The organism is Ralstonia sp. NFACC01 (assembly GCF_900115545.1).
In the GTDB taxonomy this organism is placed as follows: Bacteria; Pseudomonadota; Gammaproteobacteria; order Burkholderiales; family Burkholderiaceae; genus Ralstonia; species Ralstonia mojiangensis.
This window is the reverse complement of the sequence record NZ_FOWV01000009.1, coordinates 12,110-29,268: the sequence shown is the minus strand read 5'-3', so window position 1 is coordinate 29,268 and position 17,159 is coordinate 12,110. Positions and strand designations below refer to the sequence as shown.

The 17,159-nt window shown below is 63.1% G+C and carries 16 protein-coding genes; 10 read left to right on the top strand and 6 right to left on the bottom strand.

What is annotated here, in order from left to right; translation table 11 throughout:
- Positions 1–14 precede the first annotated feature (14 nt).
- Together BM136_RS20805 and BM136_RS20800 are read right to left on the bottom strand one after the other, a co-directional pair.
- Entirely contained in the window at positions 15–686 is a 672-nt protein-coding gene (locus BM136_RS20805; RefSeq protein WP_368073447.1) for a hypothetical protein, read from the bottom strand.
- Positions 683–1,378, bottom strand: a complete 696-nt coding sequence (locus BM136_RS20800) for a hypothetical protein (protein ID WP_254775715.1) — start codon at positions 1,376–1,378, stop codon at positions 683–685. The genes BM136_RS20805 and BM136_RS20800 overlap by 4 nt, the downstream gene beginning before the upstream one ends.
- Before the next feature lie 86 nt (positions 1,379–1,464).
- Here BM136_RS20800 and BM136_RS20795 point away from each other — a divergent pair, with 86 nt between their 5' ends.
- Positions 1,465–2,397 carry a 1-phosphofructokinase family hexose kinase gene (locus tag BM136_RS20795; RefSeq protein WP_092975174.1) on the top strand — a complete coding sequence of 311 codons (933 nt, stop codon included), beginning with the start codon at positions 1,465–1,467 and terminating at the stop codon, positions 2,395–2,397.
- Between the two features lie 29 nt (positions 2,398–2,426).
- Here the strand turns inward: BM136_RS20795 and BM136_RS20790 are convergent, their stop codons facing one another.
- The 4 genes from BM136_RS20790 to BM136_RS20775 all read right to left on the bottom strand — a co-directional run bounded on the left by BM136_RS20790 (position 2,427) and on the right by BM136_RS20775 (position 5,933).
- Entirely contained in the window at positions 2,427–2,870 is a 444-nt protein-coding gene (locus tag BM136_RS20790) for a BCAM0308 family protein (RefSeq protein WP_254775714.1), read from the bottom strand.
- Positions 2,871–3,099: 229 nt separating this feature from the next.
- Positions 3,100–5,037 carry an ATP-dependent zinc metalloprotease FtsH gene (gene ftsH, locus BM136_RS20785; RefSeq protein WP_092975168.1) on the bottom strand — a complete coding sequence of 646 codons (1,938 nt, stop codon included), beginning with the start codon at positions 5,035–5,037 and terminating at the stop codon, positions 3,100–3,102.
- A 153-nt stretch (positions 5,038–5,190) separates the two neighbouring features.
- Positions 5,191–5,412 carry a hypothetical protein gene (locus BM136_RS20780; RefSeq protein WP_092975562.1) on the bottom strand — a complete coding sequence of 74 codons (222 nt, stop codon included), beginning with the start codon at positions 5,410–5,412 and terminating at the stop codon, positions 5,191–5,193.
- A gap of 14 nt (positions 5,413–5,426) precedes the next feature.
- Positions 5,427–5,933, bottom strand: coding sequence for a lecithin retinol acyltransferase family protein (locus BM136_RS20775; RefSeq protein WP_092975165.1), 507 nt, complete (start codon positions 5,931–5,933; stop codon positions 5,427–5,429).
- Positions 5,934–6,273: 340 nt separating this feature from the next.
- Between BM136_RS20775 and BM136_RS20770 the strand changes: the two genes are divergently transcribed.
- The 9 genes from BM136_RS20770 to BM136_RS20730 all read left to right on the top strand — a co-directional run bounded on the left by BM136_RS20770 (position 6,274) and on the right by BM136_RS20730 (position 17,143).
- Positions 6,274–6,696: an Hsp20/alpha crystallin family protein gene (locus tag BM136_RS20770; RefSeq protein WP_092975163.1), complete on the top strand. Its 423-nt coding sequence runs from the start codon at positions 6,274–6,276 to the stop codon at positions 6,694–6,696.
- Between the two features lie 17 nt (positions 6,697–6,713).
- Positions 6,714–8,078 carry an MBL fold metallo-hydrolase RNA specificity domain-containing protein gene (locus tag BM136_RS20765; RefSeq protein ID WP_092975160.1) on the top strand — a complete coding sequence of 455 codons (1,365 nt, stop codon included), beginning with the start codon at positions 6,714–6,716 and terminating at the stop codon, positions 8,076–8,078.
- Positions 8,075–9,016, top strand: a complete 942-nt coding sequence (locus BM136_RS20760) for a ribose-phosphate pyrophosphokinase (RefSeq protein ID WP_092975158.1) — start codon at positions 8,075–8,077, stop codon at positions 9,014–9,016. Before BM136_RS20765 ends, BM136_RS20760 begins: the two co-directional genes overlap by 4 nt.
- Positions 9,017–9,045: 29 nt before the next feature.
- Complete coding sequence (locus tag BM136_RS20755; protein ID WP_092975155.1) at positions 9,046–9,324, top strand: DUF1488 family protein; 279 nt, start codon at positions 9,046–9,048, stop codon at positions 9,322–9,324.
- Between the two features lie 25 nt (positions 9,325–9,349).
- Entirely contained in the window at positions 9,350–10,879 is a 1,530-nt protein-coding gene (locus BM136_RS20750) for a thymidine phosphorylase family protein (protein WP_175537190.1), read from the top strand.
- Positions 10,880–10,958: 79 nt separating this feature from the next.
- Entirely contained in the window at positions 10,959–11,393 is a 435-nt protein-coding gene (locus tag BM136_RS20745; RefSeq protein ID WP_254775713.1) for a hypothetical protein, read from the top strand.
- A gap of 298 nt (positions 11,394–11,691) precedes the next feature.
- Complete coding sequence (locus tag BM136_RS20740) at positions 11,692–12,777, top strand: efflux RND transporter periplasmic adaptor subunit (RefSeq protein ID WP_092975149.1); 1,086 nt, start codon at positions 11,692–11,694, stop codon at positions 12,775–12,777.
- Entirely contained in the window at positions 12,777–15,890 is a 3,114-nt protein-coding gene (locus BM136_RS20735; RefSeq protein WP_092975147.1) for an efflux RND transporter permease subunit, read from the top strand. The genes BM136_RS20740 and BM136_RS20735 overlap by 1 nt, the downstream gene beginning before the upstream one ends.
- Positions 15,887–17,143 (top strand): TolC family protein, encoded by a 1,257-nt coding sequence (locus BM136_RS20730; protein WP_092975144.1) that lies wholly within the window; start codon positions 15,887–15,889, stop codon positions 17,141–17,143. The genes BM136_RS20735 and BM136_RS20730 overlap by 4 nt, the downstream gene beginning before the upstream one ends.
- The last annotated feature ends 16 nt before the right edge of the window (positions 17,144–17,159 follow it).

Sequence of the window (17,159 nt, the reverse complement as noted above, 5' to 3'; positions counted from 1 at the left end):
CAAGCCAGGTGCTGCTACTTCGTCTGGTTGCCGCCATCCGTATAGGTGTCGCGCTTACCCTTCGCACCTTCCGTGTACGGATCGAACTTGCCACTCCTCGACCCTTCTGTGTACGGATCGCGTTTGGCTTGTCTGGCGCCATCCGTATAGGTGTCGCGCTTGCCTTTCGCACCTTCCGTGTACGGGTCAAACTTGCCGCGTCTTGATCCTTCTGTGTACGGATCGCGCTTGGCTTGTTTGGCGCCATCCGTATAGGTGTCGCGCTTGCCCTTTGCGCCTTCTGTGTATGGATCGAACTTGCCGCGTCTCGATCCCTCTGTGTACGGATCGGGCTTGGCCTGCTTGGCGCCCTCCGTGTAGGGATTCACTTTGCCGGCTCTTTGGCCGTCGCCGTTCGGTGCTGTGTCGGACTTACTTTGTGCGTACGCCGACGTGGAAGCTGCCGCCACGACGAGCAGAGTCATCATGAGTTTTCTGTGCATTTTGTGCTCCTGCAAACAAATCAAGTGCAACCGCTGGATCACGGACCGTTTCCATCCATCACGTGCTTGCCCGATGACTCTTTCAAGAATAGGTGGCTGCCAGAGCCCCTCGTTGACAGCAATCAAACAGCTCTCTTTGATCGACGCGCTGCGTAGCGCGTTGCTTTTTGCACGCGCATTTCCATCTGCCAGGGCAGCCGTCACGCACCGCGCGCGCTCTTGGATGTCGTTGGTGGTTGCGACGGCGATCGGGCTTGCGTAGCCGACGCGGCTATCTCGTTGAAGGTGTTGACCAACGTCTGCCAAGAGTCGAGGGACGCGATCAGCAGTTGTGCGGGAGGCGCGGCCGTTCCGGGGCGATGTTGGAACTGATCGTTCCACTCCGTCGCCTGGCGTATATAAGAGCGCTGTGCGTCATTGAGGAAGTCGGCCCATTGGCGAACTGCGTTTGCACTCTGGTTGGCTTGGAGCTTCATGTAGGCGCTCTGCGCAGAAGCCAGTGCGCTCCAGTCTTTGACTGCGTCCGACTGACCTTCCAGCTGGGACAGATTCTCCAGCGCGGATTCCGCCATCTTGATGCGAAGGCGTGCCAGCTGAAGCTGACTATCGACGAAGAGCTCGGCTGCGCGGCTGGCATCGCGCATGGTGGCGCAGGCGAGATTACAGGCTGCATCAGTAGGCTGTGGCATCACGATCTCCGGTTGACATGACTGCAGGGTAGGCGCTTCGTTATTGCCGGAGTTGACCTGACGCAAGTCTCCGGGTTGGCTTGCCTCGCCCTTCTGATGGGGCGTGTTTCCCGAGGTGGTTAGCTGCTTGAGCCAGAGGCGTTGTTCCCGACGCGGTGCGCTCGGCGTGATGCCGATCAACGCCATCGGAGCGGTGTTGGCTAGCATGGATTCATCGGTGCAAAGGAGCATGTCGATGCGGGCAGGTGCGCAGACCTTGTCATGCTGCCTGCCGTAGCCCCTTGAGGTGTGCAATGCCGGAAATCGTCACGCTTACGGTCAATCCCGCAATCGATATCGCCACATCGGTGGAGCGCTTGACTGACACACACAAGATGCGCTGCACCCCGGCGCGCTGTGACCCTGGAGGCGGTGGAATCAACGTCGCCCGCGTTGTTCATCGTCTGGGCGGGGAGTGCCTGGCCATTTACCTTGCCGGCGGCCCGGTGGCCGAGCGGTTGGGACGTCTCCTGTCGGCAGAGGGCCTGCCGTTCGTCGCCCTCGGGATCGAAGGAGAGACACGCGAGAACTTTTCCGTGACGGAACTGTGCAGCCACCGTGAGTTCCGGTTCGTAATGCCGGGGCCGGTCCTCTCGGAAGCAGAATGGCAGCGCTGCCTGGACTACCTGGATGCGCTGCGACCTGCGCCGCGCTACCTCGTGCTGAGCGGAAGCCTTCCGCTCGGGGTCGCCGAAGATTTCTATGCACGCGTTATTGATAGAGCCAAGGTTCATGGCTGCCGGGTCGTACTGGATGCCTCGGGGCCGGCATTGCGCGCGGCGTTGCCGCATGCACCATACCTGATCAAGCCCAGCCTGAACGAGCTTCGACAACTGACGGGGCGCGCGTTGGAGACGGAAGCGGATTGCATGCAGACGGCTCAAGAGATTGTCCGCAATGGGCACGCGCATGCCATCGCGCTCACCCTTGGCGCAGGCGGGGCGATGCTCGTCACACAGGAAGAGGTTGTCCGCTCAGGTGCCATCGCAACGTCAATCGTCAGTACGATCGGTGCGGGCGACAGCTTCGTGGGCGGAATGGTGTGGGCGCTTAATCGGAATGCGCAGATGCGGGAAGCATTTCGATACGGTATGGCCGCAGCTGCTGCAGCGTTGCCCCATGCCGGTACCGAACTGGGTAGCGCCGCCGAGATCGAGCAGCGCTACGCAGAGGTTTCAGTGTCTTGATACGCGCCAGCCGGGGCCGGATTGAGGTGCTACCGGCTCCATTTCACGTGCAGTTCGGTTTCTGCATTGCCATAGTCAAACGTCAGGTGTCCGTGGAATGCATGGTGAATTGCATGGCCGATATCGCGCGCCAGATGAAACCCGGTCGTCAAGATGTTGGTGCCGCTGCTCGTGCTCTCGACAGCCATGATGCGCTCCATCGGATGATCCGCGCGCAGATCTGCCTCGCGGTGGCGGGCGAGCGCCAGAATCTCTTCCCGATGGGCCGCCTCAAAGTCCCCCGACAGTTGGATTCGCCCTGCAGGCATCTGGTCGGCGGCCCGCTGGCATGCGGAGCAGATCAAGGAAGCGGCCCCGGGAGGAGGACTACGCCACAACCAGCGGCCCTTGAGGTAGACAGCACCGCAAACCGGGCAGCAACTTGCAGCCGGTGCCTTGTCAGGTTGCCGATACCGGGTGTGGATCGGCTCCACGGCAAATGGGCTCCAGCGTGCCGGCCGCACTCGTTCGGATTGAGAGCGTTGTTTCATGTTGACTCCTATGAGGGCGAGTTCCTCCGGCCTGCTGCAGACCAGAATCTACACCGCAGCGGCGGTGGACAATTCCCAGAGTACTTCCTGCAGCGCAACGCAATTTGGGCTGAATCAAACCTCCTGCCATAAACACACGTGTCCGGCGGTATGCGTTGCGTGTGTCATTTCGCTAATGCGGTTGTTGCGCGGGCAGCGGTGCCGGGGCGCTGGCGGGGGAGCCCGCTTCTGACTTCGGAGGCGGCATTGGCGTCACGTTGCCAGCCAGAATCATGTCCAGGTCGTGGCGGTCAACCACCTCTTTTTCTAGCAGCATGCGCGACAGCGCTTCCAGCTTGGAGCGCTGGCCTTCCAGCGTGGCGGTCACGCGTGCGCTGGCATCGGTCAGCACCCTGCGGACTTCCGCATCGATCAACTGCGCTGTGTGTTCGCTATATTCCTTGCGCTCGCGCTGCATCAACCCGGCGCCGGCAAGCAGCGGGTTGGGTGTCTGCTCGTAGGTGGCCAGACCGAGCTGCTCGCTCATGCCGAACTGAGTGATCATCTGGCGCGCCATATCAGTTGCGCGCTGCAAGTCGTTCTGCGCACCAGTCGATACGTCGTGGTACACGATCTGCTCGGCAACGTAACCGCCCAGCAGCACGTCGAGCCGGTCCAGCAATTCGCTGTGCTTGAGGAGGTAGCGGTCCTCCGTGGGCGTCTGTTGTGTGTAGCCGAGGGCGGCGATACCTCTTGGAATGATGGAAACCTTCGAGACGCGATCGGATAAGGGCCGGTGCTCGGCCACGATGGCATGCCCCGCCTCGTGGAAGGCGATCGTCTCTTTTTCCTTGGCATTCATCACACGGCTCTTCTTCTCGGGGCCGCCCACGATGCGATCCAGTGCTTGGTCAAAGTCGACCGTCTCCACGGCGGATTTGCCTTCGCGAGCGGCAAGAAGCGCCGCCTCATTGACAAGGTTGGCCAGGTCGGCGCCGGCAAAACCCGGCGTCCGTGCAGCGATTTTGCGCAGGTCGACATCAGCGCCCAGCGTGACGTTCCTGGCATGGACCTTGAGGATCTGCTCCCGGCCCTTGAGGTCCGGCCGATCGAGGGCGATATGGCGGTCAAACCGTCCAGGACGAAGCAGCGCGGGGTCGAGTATCTCGGGCCGGTTCGTCGCGGCCATGATGATGACGCCCTTGTTGCTGTCAAAACCGTCCATCTCGACCAGAAGCTGGTTCAGCGTCTGCTCGCGCTCTTCATTGCCGCCGACCAGGTTGAACGCACGCGTCTTGCCCAATGCATCGAGTTCATCGATGAAGATGATGCACGGCGCCATGGACTCGGCCTGACTGAACAAATCCCGCACGCGCGCCGCGCCTACGCCAACGAACATCTCGACAAACTCCGACCCGCTCATGCTGAAGAAAGGCACCGCTGCTTCACCGGCAACTGCCTTGGCAAGGAGGGTCTTGCCCGTACCGGGCGCACCCACAAGCAACACGCCCTTGGGAATCCTGCCGCCCAGCAGTTGAAACCGCAGTGGCTCTTTCAGAAAGCTCACGATTTCCGAGAGCTCCTCCTTGGCTTCGTCAATGCCGGCAACGTCGGCGAAGGTCACGCCGGTTTCCTTCTGCATGTAGACCTTTGCCTTGCTCTTGCCGATCTCCATCAGCCTCCCGGCTGCGGAGCCGCCCATGCGCCGGATCAGAAAGTTCCAGGCAGCGAAGAGCAGCAGCGCAGGCACAACCCACGACAGGAGCGTGCTCAACCATTTGTTGTCCGGGCGGCCGACAAAGCGAACCTTGGCCGCTTCCAGCTCCTGAACAAGGGCTGGGTCATTCACGCGAAGCGTCTGGAAAGGATGATCGGCCTTGCCCGTGCGTCGGATGACCTCGATCTGCTGCGGCGTCAGCAATGCCTCGGCACCTTCCGTCGAGAATGTGCCGGTGATGTCCTGATCACCAATGGCGACGTCCTTGATCTTGCCCGCTTGCAGGAGGAGCTTGAAGTCGCTGTAGGGGAGAGCGTCGACCTGCCCGGACGTGAACAGCGTTTGGAACGCCAGCATGCTCAACGCAACGATGACGGCGTACCAGAGCGAAAACCTTTGCTGCTGCGGCTTCAAACTCTCTTTCACTTTTTCACCTTCGCATAGTCGCGCGTCAACCAACGTCCCGATCGAACCTTGATATTCGTGCGTGGGCCGGAAAGCCGGTTGATGCGGATCAACCAGCCCGCAAGTCAGTGTTGCCTTCCAGCAGAAAGGCCTGCATTGGCGCTATCGGTGGCGTGCGCGCGATGGCGGAAACAGTCTCCAGCAACCGGCCTGATGCCGGAAGAACACGATGACGAGTGGGCGCACAGATGTCGTCAGCTCTGCCCGCACGCAGCCGCAATCAACGCCGGGGCAATGCAGGCGCGTGATTCGCAGATGCGGTGTGTCGTTCAGGCCGAACCATTTGGCAATCAGTTCGCGCAACGAGGTGTCGTATTGGGGCATGGTGTTCTCCGGCGTCACGCGGCCCGTGCCTGTCGCAGAGGCCGTGCGGTCCGCCATTCGGCGCAAAGTGCCAGCCCCATCAGCTTGAGTAGCGTGCGCGCAGCCCGCGCGGGGCTTCTCAGGCACGCCTCCACCTGCACGCTGCGGCATTCTCCAAACAGGCACCACGAACAGAAGTGCTCGCAATTGTTGGTCAACAGCCGGTAGTTGCGCTCCCCGAGGCGCGAACACGCGCGGCGCGCGACTTCTTCGCCGTCGTAACAGGGGCGGCCTTCGCGCTGGATGGTCACTACAAAACCGCATGCAAAGCAGCTAATGGAAATGCGCTCCACCGGCCCCCGGCGCTGGCGGCGAGAGAAACCGGCGTAGTGAATCACCTGTCCGTTGCCAACATAGATGCCGTGGTGTTCGTATCCATCGCGTTCTGCGACAAGGTGCGCACCAACAGGGAGCAGCGTGTCAAAAGCAGCGAGGTCGTGAGAGTCATTCCACTGGGCGATGCATTCAACGTTCTGGCTCATGGCGCGCTCCGCGTTGTACTGGCTGGGCGTTGTCGTGTTCTGGGGGCGATTCGACAAGACGCTGCGTTGCTTGTTGGCGTGTCCCCAGTATTGGCAGCGCACTCGCCGGCGTCATGCAGGCTGCGCTGAGAATGCTGTCGGAGCTGCGGATTTCCATGTCAGGAAAGCCTGACACGGCGGCCGACACCGCGGAAGCGGTGTGCTCGATACGAATCTCCTGCCCCCCGCACCGCGCTCCTGTGCGCCGCCGTTGATCTGCCGCAAAGCGCTCTGGCACTGTCGTGCCACGATGAATCTGCTGGCCCCAAGATCCCCTGGGGCCAATCATCAGGAGGCAGTCATGAGTCAGCTCAAGCGTTATGACCCGTTCGCCATCGAGCCGGTCGGCGACATCTTCCAAGGGCTTCTGCGCTCGTTCCGCGGGAGTATGGATGGCGCGCTGCCGTTCAAGGTGGACGTGACGGAGTCCGACAAGGCATACAGCGTTGTCGCAGAAATCCCAGGTGTGAAGAAGGAAGACATCGAAGTAACGGTCGATCGCGGCACCGTCATGATCTCGGCCAAGGTGGAACGCAATTCCGAAGAGAAGGAAGGCGAACGCGTCATCCGCAGCGAGCGCTATAGCGGAACCATGCAGCGCATGTTTACGCTGGATGCTGCGGTTGATGAAAGCAAGGTCGATGCGGCGTACGAGAACGGACTGCTGCATCTGACGCTGCCCAAGAAGGACGCGTCACCACAGCAGCGCGTCACGATTCGCTGAGCATCGGGGAGCGTGGCATGCGGCTGCAATTTCTCGGTGCGACCGACACGGTGACCGGCTCGAAATACGTGCTTGAGAGCGGCACGCGCCGTGTCATGGTCGACTGCGGGCTCTTTCAGGGCTACAAGTCATTGCGCCTGCGGAACTGGGACAAGCTCGCTGTCAACCCGCACCAAATCGATGCGGTCGTGCTCACGCATGCCCATGTCGATCACAGCGGCTATCTGCCGCTGCTGGTCCGCAATGGCTTTCGTGGCCCGGTCTATTGCACGAAAGGCACGGCGGAACTATGCAACATCCTGCTGCCTGACAGCGCCCGGCTCGCGCAGGAGGATGCCCAGTACGCGAATGCGCAGGGGTTCTCGCGTCATCATCCTGCATTGCCGCTTTATGACGAAAAAGACGCTGCCAGGGCATTACGCCGCCTGCATCCCATCGACTACGGCGAGCGCTTTCCGGTGACCGATGGCGTGGAAGCCGAGTTCCACCGGGCAGGGCACATCATCGGTGCGGCCACGGCGACGTTGTTGACGGAGGGCCGCCGCATCGTCTTCTCTGGCGACCTGGGGCGGCAGGTCGATCCCGTGATGCGGCCACCTGAGCCCATCGCGGAGGCCGATACCTTGCTGGTCGAATCCACCTATGGCGATCGCGTGCATCCGGAGGGCGACCCGCTCGATGCACTCCAGCAGGTTGTGCAACGGACGATCGGGCAAGGCGGCACGCTGCTGATTCCTGCCTTTGCGGTGGGGCGTACCCAAGAGCTTCTGTATTGCCTCTACGTGTTGATCCGCGAACATCGAATTCCGCATGTGCCGATCTATCTCGACAGCCCGATGGCCGAGCTGGCGACCGAGGTGTTTGCACATCATGTTGACGATCTGCATATCGGAGCGGCCGACTGCCAGGCCGCTTGTGCGTTGGCCATTCCTGTGCAAAGTCCTGAACAGTCGATGCACCTGGGGAACGATCGCGCTCCCAAGATCATTCTTGCGGCAAGCGGCATGGCAACAGGCGGGCGGGTGCTGCATCACCTGAAGAGCTTTGGCGGCGGCAAGCGCAACGCCATCCTGATGTCAGGCTTCCAGGCGGCCGGCACACGAGGCGCCGCCCTGCTGGCCGGTCAACGGGCGCTACGCGTGCACGGACGTGAGGTTGCCATTCGAGCCTCGGTTGAGCAGATTCAGAATCTGTCCGCCCACGCGGATGCCAATGAGCTGATGAGCTGGTTACGGGGCTTCACGCGTCCGCCACGGCAGACCTTCGTCGTGCATGGCGAACCGGCCGCCAGCGACGCCTTGCGCCAGCGCATCGAGCATGAACTGCAGTGGCCAGTCCGCATGCCGGAGTACCGCGAGTCCTACGATCTGGAGGGGGCATGACCGCACCAGCCGTTGCCCTGGAGCCGCAGCGTGTGCTGATTGCTATGCCGGGCTGCGACGCCGCCACCATGCGGCTTGCCATCCCGCTGAGCGCGGAGTTGGGGCATGCCGCCGTGAGCCACTTTCCGGATGGTGAATCCTACGTGCGGCTTTACACGCCCGTGCACGGCGCTGAAGTTGCCATTGTCTGCACACTCGATCATCCCGACGAGAAACTCCTGCCACTGCTCTGGCTGGCGATTGCCGCACGCGAGGGCGGGGCACGCCGGGTTGGCCTGATCGCCCCGTACCTGCCGTATATGCGGCAGGACGTCGTCTTCAATGCGGGCGAAATTCGCGCCGCAGAACACTTTGCCGCCCTGCTGAATCCGGTCTTCGACTGGCTTGTTACGGCGGATCCGCATCTGCATCGCATTTCGCATCTATCGAATGTGTATCGCATGCCGACGGTCGCCGTGGAAGCCGCACCTGCCATTGCCGCATGGATTCAGACCCATGTACAGGCGCCGTTCCTGATCGGGCCCGACGACGAAAGCAGGCAGTGGGTCGAGCATGTGGCCGGCATTTGCCAGGCTCCATGGGCAGCGTTGGCCAAGACGCGACACAGCACATGGCACGTGGAAATGGCGGAGTTGCCAAACATTCCACCACGGTGCGTGCCCGTACTGGTGGACGACATTATCTCGACGGGGCGCACCATGCTCGCTGCGGCAGCCTTGCTGCAGCATGCCGGCAAACCGCAGCCGGTCTGCATTGGGGTGCACGCCGTGTTTGCCGCCGACGCCTACAGCCGGCTTTGCGCGGCCAGCACGGATGTCGTCACGTGCGACACCATCCCCCATCCCTCGAACCAGATTGCACTCACAGAGCCGCTGGTCGACGCCGTTTCACGCATGTTTGATTTACCCCTGGCTTCGAGCAAGCAGATGCTTGTTTGATCAGGGCGCTTTCGTCTCTGGAGGCCATCATGAAACAGATCAGGTTCCTGCCTGACGACCCTACATACTGCGCAGCAGGGCCGCGTCTGCAATGCCGCGCTTCGGTCGATGGCAGCTCCGCAAGCTATGCAATCACGGCCGAGGCCCTTGAGGACCATTTTGGCGCGCGCTCCTGCCAGTCTGACGATCTGCTCAGTGCATTCAAAGTGCACCGCGGTCATATCGAAGATGTCGCACGCATTCTGTTCGAGCAAACAGGTTCCAAGGAGATCACGCTACACAGCGGACACTTCCGTTTTGCAGGCTGACGCGCATGTCATGAGCACGATCTCCATGCCCTCGGCTGACGTACCCGTCGCGCCGCCGGGATGCCTCAAGTTCAAGGCGCTTGGCATTGACACGTGGCAAGAGCACGTCATCTACATGCACCCGGACAGCGCGATCTGCCGGTCGGAGGGCTTTACAGCGCAGGCCCGTGTGGAAGTCCAGATCGGGCTGCGATCGACGATCGCCACGCTGAACCTGGTCGGGTCGGGGCTGCTAGAGAAGCATGAGGTGAGCCTCTCAGCCGCCGCGGTCGATGCGTTGATGGCGCGCCCAGGGGACGAGGTCTGCGTCAGGCATGCGCCGTCGCTCGAGTCGCTGCGCGCCTTGCGGGCCAAGATCTACGGTGGGCATCTGGACGCCAGGCAGTTGCACGAGATCATTGCGGACATCTCGAACGAGCGCTATGCCGACGTCCATATCGCGGCCTTCCTGAGTGCCTGCGCATCGGGCCGCATGACCATCAAGGAAACCATCGACCTTACGCAAGCCATGGTCGACTCGGGCGAGCGGCTGCATTGGGATCGAGCGGTCGTGGCAGACAAGCATTGCGTAGGCGGTCTGCCCGGCAATCGCACCAGCCCCATCATCGTTGCCATCTGCGCGGCGGCGGGGCTGCTGCTGCCCAAAACGTCATCACGCGCCATCACCTCGCCAGCGGGTACCGCCGACATGATGGAAACGCTCACCCGCGTCAACCTCACCGCAGCCGAGCTGCGAAGCGTCGTAGGGCAGGTTGGGGCATCGCTCGCGTGGGGCGGGGCGTTGAGCCTCAGCCCGGCGGACGACGTCTTGATTCGGGTGGAAAGAGCGCTCGATGTCGACAGCGACGCACAGCTGGTGGCGTCCATTCTTTCCAAAAAGATTGCAGCGGGGTCCACCCATGTGTTGATCGATGTGCCTGTTGGCCCGACGGCCAAAGTTCGCAGTGTCGAAGACCTCGAGCGCCTTGAAATGCTGCTCAAGCGCGTGGCCCAGGCGTTCGGGGTGCAGGTGCTGATGGTGCGCACGGATGGCGCGCAGCCCGTTGGCCGCGGGATCGGCCCTGCGCTGGAAGCAAGAGACGTTCTGGCCGTACTGCAGCGCTCGCCAACGGCGCCCTTCGACTTGCGGGAACGGTCGTTATTGCTCGCCGGCGCATTGCTGGAGTTCTGCGGCGCAGCGGTTGCCGGAACGGGGCTCGACATGGCAACCGGCCTGCTGGATAGCGGTGCCGCATGGCGGAAGTTCGAAGCGATTTGCGAGGCGCAAGGCGGCTTGCGCATCCCCGGAGAAGCCATTTTCCGCCGCGACGTCGTTGCTGAGAAAAATGGCATCGTCACCAACATCGACAACCGTCACCTTGCCCGCATCGCAAAACTTGCGGGCGCACCGATACGTCAAGTCGCGGGGGTGGAAATGCATGTGCGACTGCGCGATCAGGTGAGCGTCGGACAACCGGTGTTCACGATCCATGCACAAGCCTCGGGCGAGCTGGAGTATTCGTCGGCATATGCGTTGACGCATGCTGTGGTCGGTCTGTCTCCGATGGGTGGTTGACATCAACCACCAAACGAAAGGCACATTGCTTTACAATCCACACATGCCACGAGCGACCGCAAGCAACTCGCTTCGGGCAATGCTGTTGTTGACCATCGTGTTGATGCAACTGCTAAGCCCGCTTCTGCACGGCCATCTCGGAACACCGAAACAATCTGGCCTGCACGTGCACACCGCACTTCCTGCTGCGGTTGATTCTCATTTCCAATCCGTATTGTTTGCTCATCGTCCTCCTATTGAGGAGTCGGTCGCCATTGGCCTTCATGACTGGGCGTTGACGAGCCAGGAACCCTTCGAGGTGGATGTCGAGCCTGCCATTGGTCCGGCGGATCTTGGCGCATTTCTTTGGGCAGCCGCGGCAGCTGGTGTATCTGCGCTGACCTTCCTCCTGCTTGCGGCGCTGGCTCGCGCCGCTGTATTTCGTCCCGCCTACCGGCCCGCGCCCGTTCGAGCGCGGTGGCGCGATCGCATCAATCGGCCACCTCCGGCCCAAGCACCTCCGCTGCAATCCTGATCCGTACCCGGTTGACGGCCGGTGTGCGCGCTGCTCTGCAACTTGTTGACCTGCAACAAGCCTTTAGCGTCTGCATTGGCGATGATGAATGTGTCAGAAGCGCTGTCTTTTGGCGCATTTCGCACGCCTAACGCTACGCGGCGGTAGCAACTCCACGTTCCATTGGCCCTCCACCGTAAGAGCTTGTCGTTCGCAATGCATGGAAATGCTGGGCGACGGTTGATCTTGAGGTCGCCCGCGTATGCGCGGCAATCAGAGGTGGCGTCCGTGGCGTTGCCTCCGAGGATTGGAGTCAGGCATGTCTTTCAAACGAATCGTCGCGGCCAGTGCGTGTATTGCGCTGATCGCGTTTCCCCTTGAGCAGGCCGCTGCCCAAGCAGGCACCCAGGTGGTGCCGCTATCGGCTGAGCAGGCGCGCTCCCTCGGCGTGCGTTTCAGCCCGGTCGCCGCTTCTTCAGGGTTGGAGGTCGGCACGCATGCGCGTGTCGTGTTCAAGCCGGATGCGCAATATGTAGTAGCCGCCCCATACGCGGGCATGGTGCCCCGGGTGTTGGTGTCGGTCGGGCAAACCGTCCGGGCAGGCCAGCCGCTGGCCGGTTTTTTGAGCCCGCAGCTCTTCGAAACCAGCCGCGCATTGACGGAAGCCAACTCGCAGGCGCGGCTCGCGCAGCAGTCGCTAGCGCGCGACAAGGCGCTGTACGACGACGGCATCATCGCTGCAAGCCGCTGGCAGGCAACACAGGCGCGGGCCACTGAGGCCGGTGCCATGGTCAAGGCGCGCAAGGCAGAGCTGGCCTCCGCAGGCATTGCATTCAGCGGCGCGGGTGGTGAGGCGCAATTGGTTGCCAGCCGTGGCGGTGTGGTTTCCGAAGTCAACGCCGTTCCGGGGGCGCGAGTCGACGCGGCGGCACCGCTTTTCAGGATTGTTGATCCGGCGGCGCTGGAGCTGGACCTGCTCGTTGGCCGCGACATACCGGTGCCTGCCACAGGCGACCGCGTCGAGATCGCACAACGCGGCGCCGGCGGCACCGTCATTGGTGTTGCGCCTTCCGGCGATGGCACTGCAGGTGTGCGTGTTCGCGCATCGCTGGAGCGACGTGGAGACCTGCGTGCCGGGGAGAGCGTCAACGTCACGCTCAAGCTGCGCAGCGCGGCCAATGCAAACGCCCCTGGCCTGCTGCGGGTTCCTGTGGCCGCGTTGGTCTATGTGCGAGGCGTGCCAGGCCTATTCGTCGCAACCGACAAGGGTTTCCGCTTCCAGGATGTCGCAGTCGCCAGTACAGACGACGCCATCGCCGTCGTCCGTGCCAACCTGCCCGCCGGTACACGCGTAGCGGTGACAGGAGTCGGCGCGCTCAAGGGCTTGCTGGCGGGAGAGCAGTGATGTTGCCCCGCCTGATTGAGTTCTCTTTGCGCCAGCGCGTGCTGGTGCTGATTGCGGCTGGCGTGCTCGCTGTGGCCGGCGTGTGGGCGTATCTGAACCTGCCGATCGACGCGTTTCCCGATATCTCGCCGACGCAGGTCAAGGTCGTGTTGAAGGTGCCGGGCATGACCCCGGAGGAAGTCGAGCAGCGGGTCTCCACGCCCATCGAGCAGGAGCTGCTCGGCCTGCCGCACAAGACGATCGTGCGCTCGGTGTCCAAATACGGCATCAGCGACGTGACCGTCGATTTTGAAGAGGGGGTAGACGTCTACTGGGCGCGCCAGCAGGTGTCGGAGCGTCTGGCTGGTTTGGCACGCGATCTGCCATCGACCGCCGTGGGCGGTCTGGCGCCCATCACCACGCCGTTGGGCGAGATGTTCATGTTCACGGTGGAGGGCGATGGCTATTCCCTGGCCGAGCGGCGCCGCGTGCTGGACTGGGTGATCCGGCCAGCGCTGCGCACCGTGGCAGGCGTAGCCGACGTCAACGCCCTCGGCGGCGAGGTGCGCAGCTACGAGGTGACGCCTGACCCCGCCCGGTTGCGAGCCCGCGCCGTCACCCTGGAGCAACTGCGTCAGGCGCTGGACGCCAACAATCGCAACGACGGGGCAGGGCGGCTGGACCGCGGAGACGAGCACTGGGTCGTGCGCGTGGAAGGTGGCATACGCGGGCTGGACGATTTGCGTGCGATTGTCGTGGTGCCGGCGCAGAGCCCGAATTCCGCCCCTGCGGTCACGGTTGGCGATGTTGCGACCGTGCGGCTGGGCGAGGCCACCCGCAACGGCGCTGTCAGCAAAGACGGCAACGGTGAAGCGGTTGAAGGGCTGGTGCTGGGCCTGCGCGGCAGCGATGCCCGCAAGCTGGTCGAGGCGGTGCAGGAGCGGCTGGACGCGCTAGGGCCCCAGTTGCCGAAGGGCATGTCGACCCACGTCTTCTACAACCGTGGCGAGCTGGTAACCCGTGCGGCCAACACCGTGGTTCGCGCCCTGATTGAGGCCAGCGTGCTGGTGGTCATCACCTTGTACGTGTTCCTGGGCGGGGTGCGGGCTGCCCTGGTCGTGGCGACCACACTGCCGCTGTCGATGCTGGCAACCTTCCTTCTGATGCGCTATGTGGGTCTGACTGCCAACCTGATGAGCCTCGGTGGGCTCGCCATTGCGCTGGGCATGCTCGTGGACGCAGCCGTCGTCGTGGTCGAGAACATCGAGACGGCCATGGCGCGCGCGCAAGACCACAAGACAGACCCCGCGCTGCGCGGTGCGGTCATCCGCCATGCAGTCGCAACGGTGGCGGTACCGATGCTGTCGGGCGTTTCGATTATTGCCATCGTGTTCTTGCCGCTGCTGTCACTGCAAGGTCTGGAGGGCAAGCTCTTCGGGCCGGTGGCGCTGACCATCGTGCTGGCGCTGGCCTCGTCCGTGGTGATTGCCTTTACCGTGGTTCCGGCGCTCGCTTCTTTGCTCTTGCTTACGCATGCAGATGAGCCGCCCTGGCTGATGCGAAAGGTCGCGAGCGGTTTTGCGCGAATCCAGGCGTGGACGACCACGCATCGCCGCATGGTGTTCGGCCTGGCCGGGGCGGCGTTGGCGCTGGCCGTGGTGTTGTACATGTCGGTCGGCAAGACGTTCATGCCCACGATGGACGAGGGCGACCTGATCGTGCAGTTGCAGAAAGCACCGTCCGTTTCGCTAACGGCTTCGCTGGACATGGACCAACGCGTGCAGCAGGCGCTGCTCAAGGAGGTGCCGGAAATACGCTCGATCGTCGCGCGCTCGGGTTCGGATGACCTTGGCCTTGACCCGATGGGCCTGAATGAAACCGATACCTTCCTGGTGCTCAAGCCCAAGGATCAGTGGCGCGGCAGCAAGGAAGACATCGCGATTGCGATCCGGCGCGTAATGGAGCGCTTCCCGGGCGTGATCTACGGCTTCACGCAGCCCATTGAGATGCGTGTCTCGGAGATGCTGACCGGCACACGTGGTGACGTTGCCATCAAGCTGTTTGGCAGCGACCTTGCCGCCATCGACGCAGCCGCGCAGGCCATTGCAGCCAAGGTCCGCACCATTCCGGGCGCGGCAGAGGTAATTGCCCCCAGCAACAGTGGTGTGCAGTACCTGAAAGTGTCGCTGGACCGCGCAGCGGTCGGGCAGGCCGGCTTCTCCGGCGACACCCTCCAGGCGCAACTGCGCGCCCTGATCGAGGGCGACCGGATTGGCGTGGTGCCTGAGGGCATCGTTCGCACGCCGCTGATCTTGCGTGGCGGAGCAGGCTTGCGGCAGGCGCCCGAAAACCTGACCAACCTTCTGGTAACGGCACCCGACGGCAAAGCATGGCCGCTCACCTCTCTGGCACGTATCGAACGCGTGGATGGGCCCGTGCGCATCAACCACGAAGACGGCGCCCGGTTTGCCGTGATCCAGGCCAATGTTGATGGTCGGGACCTGGCGGGTTTCGTGCAGGAAGCCCAGGCGGCAGTCAGCGGTATTGGCACGTTGCCAAAGGGATTGCGGGTGGTGTGGGGTGGCCAGTTCGAGAACCAGCAACGCGCCGCAGCGCGCCTTGCGCTGGTTGTCCCATTGGCCCTGTGCGCAATCTTTCTCCTGCTGATGTTGACGTTCCGCTCGGTGCGGCAGGCGGTGCTGGTGGTTGCCAACATTCCGTTTGCGCTCGTGGGGGGCATTGCGGCGCTGCGGATATCGGGCGAGTACCTCTCGGTGCCGGCCTCCGTTGGCTTTATCGCATTGCTCGGGATCGCGGTGCTCAACGGCGTGGTGCTGGTTTCGCACTTCAACACGCTGCTGGAGTCAGGTTTGAGCATGACGGAAGCCGTGCGCGATGGCGTGCGGGACCGGCTGCGGCCCGTCCTGATGACGGCCTGCATTACCGCACTGGGGATGATTCCGCTGCTGCTGGCCAGCGGGCCGGGGTCAGAGATTCAGCGGCCGCTGGCGATCGTGGTATCGGGCGGGCTGATTTCTTCGACCGCCCTGACACTGCTTCTTCTGCCCCTGCTGTTTGAACGTTTTGGGTTGCCTCGGCCGCGTGCGGCCGCCGGGCAGGGAGATTCACAATGAGGTTGGATCTGTTTCGCATCGTATTGGCGGGAGCGAGCACGATGCTGCTTTGCAGCGCCGCCGCGCAAGCGCAAATCTCGCCGGCCTATCTACCGGCGGAGAGCGCAGTGCGCGAGGCCGTCGCACAGTCGCCCGACGTGCTGGCGGCAGAAGCCCGCCGCGATGCTGTACTGGCTCGGGCTGAGGGCATCCGCGCCGGCACAGCGGAAACCGTCGTGCGCGCAATTGGCCAAGGGCGCCAGGTGCGCGATCCCTCCGAACGCCATGCTGAAGGGCAGATCGCTGTGGAGCGGCCATTGCGGCTTTGGGGCAAAGCGCAGGCCGATGGGCAGCTTGCCGATGCCGCCGCCGAGGCGGGTCAGCTTGCCGTCAAGGATGCACGTCATGAGGCATCGCGCCAGATTCTGGCCCTCTGGTTTGGTGCCGTGCGCGCAGGACAGGCACGCTACGCAGCGCAGGAGAACGCCAAAGCGGCGGCTGACCTGGCGGCGCTGACTGCCCGGAGGGTGCAACTGGGCGATGCCTCTCGCCTGGAGGCCGAACTGGCCGCGGCCGATCGGGCGCGCACGCAAGCCGCGCTGGCGACAGCCGCTGCAGCGGAACAAACCGCGCAGGCGGAGCTGCAAGCCCGCTTTCCGGGGCTTGGTCATCCCGCGTTTGGCCCCGATCCAGCGCTGCCCGCATTGCCGCAAGAACCACCAGATCGATTACGTACCCAGTACATCCAGGACAGCCACGAATATCGCCTTGCCATGGCAGAAGAGGCTCAGGCGCAGCATATGGCCAAGCGCGCCGACCTTGATCGCCGGCCTGACCCGACCGTCGGCATGTTTGTTACGGTGGAGCGCGGCGGTGCGGAACGCATCATGGGTGTGAGCGTTGCCATGCCGATCGGCTCGGCGCATCGCCGCTCAGCGGCTGCGGCGGCCGCTGCCGATGCGGAAACTGCTGCAAGGCGCAGACTGGGTGCCGAGCGTCGGCTGGGTGCCGAATTCGATGTCCTTTACGGCAACTTGCAAGGAAAACGGACGAGCGCGCAGGCGCAGATGGAAGCGGCTACGGTGCAAAGGAGCGCATCCGACCGGGCAACGCGCGCATATCGTGCAGGTGAGTCGGGCTTGACTGAGCTACTGGCAGCACGCCGTAGTCTGGCCGAGTCCGTGCTGGCCGAGCGGCTCGCACGCGTCGACCTGCTGGAGGCAGACAGCCGCCTGCAGCTCGATCTGCATCGGATGTGGGACTTTGACGATTGATCTGCCGCGGCTTCAC

Bases quoted from the DNA above. Each gene is read 5' to 3' on its own strand.
- BM136_RS20800 (WP_254775715.1), bottom strand. From the start codon at position 1,378: ATGCTAGCCAACACCGCTCCGATGGCGTTGATCGGCATCACGCCGAGC.
- BM136_RS20795 (WP_092975174.1), top strand. From the start codon at position 1,465: ATGCCGGAAATCGTCACGCTTACGGTCAATCCCGCAATCGATATCGCC.
- BM136_RS20780 (WP_092975562.1), bottom strand. From the start codon at position 5,412: ATGCCCCAATACGACACCTCGTTGCGCGAACTGATTGCCAAATGGTTC.
- BM136_RS20775 (WP_092975165.1), bottom strand. From the start codon at position 5,933: ATGAGCCAGAACGTTGAATGCATCGCCCAGTGGAATGACTCTCACGAC.
- BM136_RS20770 (WP_092975163.1), top strand. From the start codon at position 6,274: ATGAGTCAGCTCAAGCGTTATGACCCGTTCGCCATCGAGCCGGTCGGC.
- BM136_RS20765 (WP_092975160.1), top strand. From the start codon at position 6,714: ATGCGGCTGCAATTTCTCGGTGCGACCGACACGGTGACCGGCTCGAAA.
- BM136_RS20760 (WP_092975158.1), top strand. From the start codon at position 8,075: ATGACCGCACCAGCCGTTGCCCTGGAGCCGCAGCGTGTGCTGATTGCT.
- BM136_RS20755 (WP_092975155.1), top strand. From the start codon at position 9,046: ATGAAACAGATCAGGTTCCTGCCTGACGACCCTACATACTGCGCAGCA.
- BM136_RS20750 (WP_175537190.1), top strand. From the start codon at position 9,350: ATGCCCTCGGCTGACGTACCCGTCGCGCCGCCGGGATGCCTCAAGTTC.
- BM136_RS20745 (WP_254775713.1), top strand. From the start codon at position 10,959: ATGCTGTTGTTGACCATCGTGTTGATGCAACTGCTAAGCCCGCTTCTG.
- BM136_RS20740 (WP_092975149.1), top strand. From the start codon at position 11,692: ATGTCTTTCAAACGAATCGTCGCGGCCAGTGCGTGTATTGCGCTGATC.
- BM136_RS20735 (WP_092975147.1), top strand. From the start codon at position 12,777: ATGTTGCCCCGCCTGATTGAGTTCTCTTTGCGCCAGCGCGTGCTGGTG.
- BM136_RS20730 (WP_092975144.1), top strand. From the start codon at position 15,887: ATGAGGTTGGATCTGTTTCGCATCGTATTGGCGGGAGCGAGCACGATG.